We start from the raw sequence: 6,000 nt of genomic DNA on the forward strand, positions 1-6,000 counted from the left end.
CTTGCGGCACCAGCTGCGCACCGCACGGACCGCGCGGCCAGTGCCGGACTCGGCCGCCCGCCGTCGGGTCCGGGTCAAGGACTCTGGGGTCGGAGGGCCCGCGCTGTGAGTTTCCAATGCGCCGCCCCGGGATGGCAGTAACGCAGAGTAGTGGCTTCAGCCCAGCGGAGAAGGCCGGGTCTGTTTTGGGGGATAATTCGCTTAGTGGCCATTTTGGGGTGGTTTTTGGGTGGCCTAGTGGAAGGTGGCAGAGATGGCGGCTGGCAAGAAGGTCAAGAACGTAGCCAAGAAGACCAAGGGCAAGCTGAAGGAAACCACCGGTCGGGCTGTCGGTAACGAGAGTCTGGAGGCGAAGGGGGCCCGCGAACAGATGGCGGGTGATGCGAAGCAGACCATGCAGAAGGTCAAGGACACACTCAAGCATTGACCCCACACCTTGGAGCCCACCCCCTCCCGGGGGATCTCCTGGGAAGCCATAGCAAAGGGCCGACGTCTCACGTCGGCCCTTCTCGGCGACTATGTGCGGCTATCGGCGCGGACGGCTTGCTTCGTCCTCGTCGTCCTCTTCGGGGGCTCCCTCGTCTTCGTACTCGTCCTCGGGGACCCGGCGTCTTTGAGCGCGGCCGCACTGGCATCCGCGCCGAACGAGGCGTCGGCCGCGGGCCCACAGCCGCATCGACCGACCTGGATCGATTGGACGATCAGGACGACTTCCTCGGCGGCTGGGGCGCGGACGGCAGGAGGTAGCCCCGCCGTCTGCACGCGGGTGCCCTGCAACACAGGCGGTGCAACGCGGCGAACGCAACCGTGCGTTGCGGTCTTGACCTGGCGCAACGCGTGCAACGCGCTGTTGCGCGAGCGCGGTGCACCACCGTGTTGCACCGCTTCCGGGACCCGTGCTACCCAGATACTGGAGCGCGGTCTGGTGACTGCTTGTGGCGAGCGTGTGCTGCTGTGTGTCGGCGGGAATGCCGGGTCGGCGAAACGGTTCACAGTGCCGCCGCCGAGAGGAATCGCTCATGAGCACCCCCACCGCACGCACCGCAGTCGCGACCTGGGCCCCATCCCAGTCCGGACCGTGCGTGCGCTGGCCTGTTAACTGCACCAGTGACTTCGAGTCCGCAGCGAGTTGATCCATGGGCTGAAGGAAGCTCCCGTTGTTGGACCTCCGCCACTAGCTGGTCGAGGGTGGGGTCGAAGTACCTCGCCTTGGCTCGGTCGTCGAGCTGGAGTCCATACCCCAGTACGCCGTTCTCGGGGCCGACGCGACCGCCGTCGCCACCGGCAGTAGCCGGCTACACGTGCTTGGGCCGGAAGCCGCTCAGCTCATCGGCGACGGCACTGAGCCAGCTGCCCGGAGAGTGGTCTCCCGGCGGTTCGAGCTCCATTCCCAGTTCTGCCACGGCGACGGCGTGGTCGGTCTCGTCCAGTCCGAGTGCGAGCAGCTCGTGGATCTCGCCGACGACGCGGGCCACGAGAGTGTGGTCTGTCGAGACGGCGTAGTCGCGGACGGCCGCTTCGTGGTCGGTGAACTCGTCTGGCATGTCCTGCGAGAACCAGCCGCCGAGGAACTGGCCGAGTTCGGGGAAACGCGCATGCCATTCCCAACGGGTCTCGGGCAGCTCCGATGGGCGAGGGGCCTCACCGCTCTCGATGCTCTGCTTGATGTGGTCGGCGAGCTGGACGAGCCATGACTGGATCTCGGAGTCGGGTAGACCGATGTCCGGGACCGGGTAGAACTCGCCCAGCCGCTGACGCAGCCGACCGGGCGGATTGTTGGCGTAAGCGCGCAGTTGCTGCTCCGCGGCAGACAGAGCCCAGGGGCGAGTGTGCCAGGTGTGCCGCAGGTACGCGCTGAGAGCGCGGCTCGGCCGGTCTTGCTCGTCGTCTCCGGGCTGACCGAGGTACGCGCTGACCACTTGGTCCAGCTCGCCATAGCGGCGGTCGAAGTCGATGGGCTTCATGGACATCGGGGACGGCCTCTACAGGTAGATCGGGACGGTGGTGTGCACGACGAAACCGTCGGGCGCGCCGGGCTCGCGCCGAAGCACCACCCGTGCCGCCCGTACGTCCACGGGCCCAAGCCCGGCGAAGGCCATGGCCTGGAGCAGGACGCGGCCGACCGGATCGGGACGGGAGGGCCAGGCCGCTTCGAGGGTGATCCGGAGGCGGGTGCGCTGGGCGAGCCAGCGGTGGATGGCCTGCTCGTTACGGGTGATGACCTCCTGGGTAGCCCATTGGGCGGTTTCCCGGTCGGGGTAGGTGGCGGTTCGCGTCAGCATGGATTCCCAGTTCGGTGGATCTGATCAGGTGGGGTCGAAGTACCAGATCATCGCGACTTCGGCGTCGTTGACGGCAATCAGACCGGCATCCCAGCCGTAGCGGCTGAACGGATCCGTCTGGCGGACGGGCTGCTCGTAGAAGTCCGGGTTGTCGGTCTTCCACCCCACATTGGAGTAGAAGCGCGTGCCGTGGAGGAAGCGTGAGAGGATCAGACCCGCTCGGCGTTCCATTTCGGGCCGGTCACGTCCGAAATCCGCCGCCTTGGCCACCTCCAGGCCGGGGATACCGAGCAGGACGACCAGCGACTGGACCGAGCTCCGGGGAAGCTCGGTCACTCGCTGCCGGAAGCGGACCACGTCTTCGGGTGTAGTAGGGGCCTCGGCGAAGGGGAACAGCGGATCGTCCCGTCGTTCGTCCTCGTCCTCGTCCGGATCGAGCGATCGCCATCCGCGTGGGTCGGAAGTCTGGCCGCGCATGATCGCGGCGGCGTCGAGCCACCACTCCTCGTGCTCCCGGCGGACAACGGATACGGAGGTATAGCTGTATTGGTAGAGCTCGAGCGCGTCTGCCCACGCCTCCGCGGTGAGTTCAGTCATCATTCACTCCACTACTCAGGTGACGATGTGTGGACGACGAAAGGCGGATTCAGGTTCGGGTCGTACTGAAGGCGCGTTCTCACACCTTTGGCATCCTCAACGGGCATCGGCACGTTGTTCACACCCCGAGAGGTTCGTCCGGTCACTGCGTCTCCGGTGAGCGGGCCTTCCAACGGTATCGATGGCACGACGATGGACAGTGCACGTTTGGCCGGGGGAGGATTCTTCAGCCATTCCTGGATTTCCGCGGTGTTGTGGCGGATGTTGTACTGAGTGTATTTCTGGGCGGACTCGAAGTCGGCGAAGCTCGACGCCGACATGAGCTCGAGCTTCCCGGACGGCTTGGACTGGTCCCGGTGCCTTTGCAGCAGCTGCTCATCGGTCTTGCCGACGTGCTTCTCCAGGGTGTGCCCGCCCCCGAGGTCCTCGTTCGTCGCCAGGTCGAACGAGTACATGAACGGGGTGGGACTCTCGCCGCCGCGCTGCCAGCTGTGTTCCTGCTTGAACTCGTTGAGCGACCGCGCACCGAACCCCTGGGCGCGCGCGATTTCGGACTGGTACGTGGGGGCGCTGAGGATCGCCTCTTCCAATTCCGGTACGAGCTTGATCAGCTTGTCGGCCGCTGCGTCGAACTCGCTGTGGTAGTGGTCGACGGCTGCGTCCACGGTCGCTTGGTCCATGTGAGACCGGAATGAGCGCATGACTTCGCCGACGATCGCGCCGACCGCGAGCTTGGTGACGTCCCTCAGGTCCAGGCCGGTCGTGAAGTCCTTGGCCGTGGCCCTGGCGGCCTCTTTGCCGCAGCGCTCGGTCGTCGCCCTGGTGGTGTCCATGACCTGGGCCAGGTGGTCGAGGGTTTCCTGAATCGTGTCCGCCGTCTTCTTCAGTACGTCGACGATGGGACGCCGCCCCGTGGGCGGCAGATCCCGATTGGTCCGCCAGCTACGGCCGGTCTCCGCCCTGTTGCGGTTCTCGTCGAGGGCCCTGCCCCACTCGGTCGAGCCCCAGATGCTCTGTCCGAACGCGCGCATCGCGCGCTGCCATTCACTGTTGCCGCGCGTGTCGGTGATGGTGGAGATGGCATCGGTGAACTCGTCGGAGGCCTTCGTGGTTTCACCCGCGATGAGGCGCCAGGACTTTGCCATGTTCCGGCCATCCTCCTGCTTGAAGCCAGGAGTGATCTCGTGTGCCTTCCCGAGGCGCAGAAGATGCTGGAACGAGGGCCCGACGATGAGGGCGAGCCAGTCGGGGAACTCGCCGAGGATCCCGGAGATCCACCAGGAGTCGGCGTCCTCTCCGGTGCCCGACCACTTGATGCTGTTGACGGGGCCGTACCGAGGCGGCTTGTCGATGACGGCGGGCTCCCGGGTGTTCCTCGGCTGCGTACCCTTGCGACCGCTCGCCTCCCAGTCGGCCAGCACATAGTGGTTGGCGGTGATGGTCAGGCCCACGGCGGCGCCGCCGACGCTGACCACGCTCCTGCCCCAGGCCTCCAGGAACTTCTCCGTCACGATCATGTAGGCGACCGCGAAGTTGTGGGCGCCCCAGCCTCTGCCGGCGGACTGGTTGTACTTGTTCAGCGCGTCGACGAGCGCGAATGCCCGGTCGGCGTGGGCGAACTGCGCATCCTTCACCAGCTCCGAGGCGTGGTAGACGTGCACTGGCTGGACGTCGAAGCCGCCGTTCTGGTTTGGCGGGGGCGGAGCGGTTCCTGCCATCAGGCCGCTCCCCAGCCGCGCAGCACGGCCCTGTGGGCGTTCGCGTAGTTGTGGTGCCCGTTGACGACGATGTCGTGGAGCCAGGCCTGGGTCGCGACCAGGTCCTGCGCCGACCGGTCCCATCGGTCGAGTTGGTCGATGAACGACTGCCTGGCTTCGCCGTCCCAGGTCAACACGACCTTCTCGGCCCGTTCGTAGAGCGCGTCGAGCTGCTTGTTGAGTGTCTTGAGGATGGCCTCAAGGTCGCCCGCGAGCTTCTGTTGGGTCGCGAAGTCGACTGATATCCCGTCGTCGCCAGACGGCACGGTTCCCCCTCGTGTCCTTGATGGTCGGTCGAGCCGGTGTTACCTGCTCACAGGTCGGCTATGCGGCTGTGTGGCGCGGTGACCGGTGCGACGTTCGGTGTGGAGAGGGCGTCCGCCTCCGCTGACACGTCAGCCCCCGCCTGTACCCGTCTGAACTGCTGCAGGACTTCGAGCTCCTGCGCCGTGAACCCGCCCTCGCTGAGGCGCATCGCCTCAGCGAGCAGCTTCATGGTCCCCCTGATCCTTACGGCGTCCTCCGCTGCCGCGCGATGCCGGGCGCGGTACGCCTCCGCTGCCGGCCCCCGCCACCGCGCCTCGATGGCGTCCACGATCTCGTCCATGCGCAGCAGTTGTTTCGTCAGAACTTCCTGCATCGCGTCGAGGTCGCGGGCGAGGCTCTTGAGCCGCTCGGCCTCCACCGAGAGATCTGCGTTTCCCACGGTGCCTCCCTCCCCTGAGCTCCGGGTCGACAGATGATCAACATGTTTGACCTTAACAAAACCGTTCGATCGGATTTGATTCGAATAGGGGGCACCGATCGGCAACCCGTGATCGCGGCAAGGACGACGGGAGCGTGTCAGCGGGCTGTCGGTGAGCCGTTCGGTCCGGTCAGCCCGGCGCCTCATCGTGACGTCGTCGCCAGGCAGGAACACCGAAACGAGGACCCCCGATGAACACCACGATCGCCGCTCTCCAGATCCTGATCGCGCTCGCCTTCCTCAGCATCCCGCTCGTCCGCCACCGTTACCCAGGCCGCCGTCGAGGCGGAGTTGAGCCGCCAGGGCGTACGGACCACGGTCATTGCGGAGAACGGGATACGCGTCGACGTCGGCGGGCAGGAGACCTGGGCGCCGGTCGGGATCGCCCTGGCCCTGGCGGTGTCTGCCGTCGCCGGGCTCGCGTAGAGCGGATGGGCCAGGGCCGTCTCCTGGAGAGTCGCCGATCCCCCGTGACTTGGTGCAGAGAAGTCATCGAACGTGCTGTCGATTTGGGGTTGGCGGGAACCCGCTCTGCCAGGAGTGCCGCGCCCGGCTCCTGGAGTCACAGCAGAAGCCGGCCCACCCCGCAGCCTGACGTCGCGGGGCCTTCTGGCCGTAT

General features: G+C 66.4%; 8 protein-coding genes. 2 read left to right on the forward strand and 6 right to left on the reverse strand.

Going from position 1 to position 6,000, the window contains the following annotated elements; genetic code table 11:
• The first annotated feature begins 253 nt into the window (after positions 1–253).
• Complete coding sequence (locus AB0F82_RS17395; protein WP_362628303.1) at positions 254–427, forward strand: CsbD family protein; 174 nt, start codon at positions 254–256, stop codon at positions 425–427.
• 868 nt (positions 428–1,295) lie between these two features.
• Here the strand turns inward: AB0F82_RS17395 and AB0F82_RS17400 are convergent.
• From AB0F82_RS17400 to AB0F82_RS17425, 6 genes are read right to left on the reverse strand one after another with little or no spacing between them, the layout of a single operon-like run.
• Entirely contained in the window at positions 1,296–1,970 is a 675-nt protein-coding gene (locus AB0F82_RS17400; RefSeq protein ID WP_362628306.1) for a contact-dependent growth inhibition system immunity protein, read from the reverse strand.
• Between the two features lie 12 nt (positions 1,971–1,982).
• On the reverse strand, positions 1,983–2,282 hold the full coding sequence (locus tag AB0F82_RS17405) for an RNase A-like domain-containing protein (RefSeq protein WP_362628309.1): 300 nt from the start codon (positions 2,280–2,282) through the stop codon (positions 1,983–1,985).
• A 24-nt stretch (positions 2,283–2,306) separates the two neighbouring features.
• On the reverse strand, positions 2,307–2,879 hold the full coding sequence (locus AB0F82_RS17410; protein ID WP_362628312.1) for a hypothetical protein: 573 nt from the start codon (positions 2,877–2,879) through the stop codon (positions 2,307–2,309).
• 11 nt (positions 2,880–2,890) lie between these two features.
• On the reverse strand, positions 2,891–4,597 hold the full coding sequence (locus AB0F82_RS17415; RefSeq protein ID WP_362628315.1) for an RNase A-like domain-containing protein: 1,707 nt from the start codon (positions 4,595–4,597) through the stop codon (positions 2,891–2,893).
• Positions 4,597–4,902 (reverse strand): WXG100 family type VII secretion target, encoded by a 306-nt coding sequence (locus AB0F82_RS17420; protein ID WP_362628318.1) that lies wholly within the window; start codon positions 4,900–4,902, stop codon positions 4,597–4,599. The genes AB0F82_RS17415 and AB0F82_RS17420 overlap by 1 nt, the downstream gene beginning before the upstream one ends.
• Before the next feature lie 47 nt (positions 4,903–4,949).
• Positions 4,950–5,342 (reverse strand): WXG100 family type VII secretion target, encoded by a 393-nt coding sequence (locus tag AB0F82_RS17425; RefSeq protein ID WP_362628320.1) that lies wholly within the window; start codon positions 5,340–5,342, stop codon positions 4,950–4,952.
• 330 nt (positions 5,343–5,672) lie between these two features.
• Here AB0F82_RS17425 and AB0F82_RS17430 point away from each other — a divergent pair, with 330 nt between their 5' ends.
• A complete protein-coding gene (locus AB0F82_RS17430; RefSeq protein WP_362628323.1) occupies positions 5,673–5,807 on the forward strand; it encodes a hypothetical protein in 135 nt (44 codons plus the stop codon).
• The last annotated feature ends 193 nt before the right edge of the window (positions 5,808–6,000 follow it).

The organism is Streptomyces virginiae (assembly GCF_040638905.1).
In the GTDB taxonomy this organism is placed as follows: Bacteria; Actinomycetota; Actinomycetes; order Streptomycetales; family Streptomycetaceae; genus Streptomyces; species Streptomyces virginiae_B.

Excerpts from the sequence above, each read along its gene's own strand:
- AB0F82_RS17395 (WP_362628303.1), top strand. The coding sequence starts at position 254 with ATGGCGGCTGGCAAGAAGGTCAAGAACGTAGCCAAGAAGACCAAGGGC.
- AB0F82_RS17400 (WP_362628306.1), bottom strand. The coding sequence starts at position 1,970 with ATGTCCATGAAGCCCATCGACTTCGACCGCCGCTATGGCGAGCTGGAC.
- AB0F82_RS17405 (WP_362628309.1), bottom strand. The coding sequence starts at position 2,282 with ATGCTGACGCGAACCGCCACCTACCCCGACCGGGAAACCGCCCAATGG.
- AB0F82_RS17410 (WP_362628312.1), bottom strand. The coding sequence starts at position 2,879 with ATGACTGAACTCACCGCGGAGGCGTGGGCAGACGCGCTCGAGCTCTAC.
- AB0F82_RS17415 (WP_362628315.1), bottom strand. The coding sequence starts at position 4,597 with ATGGCAGGAACCGCTCCGCCCCCGCCAAACCAGAACGGCGGCTTCGAC.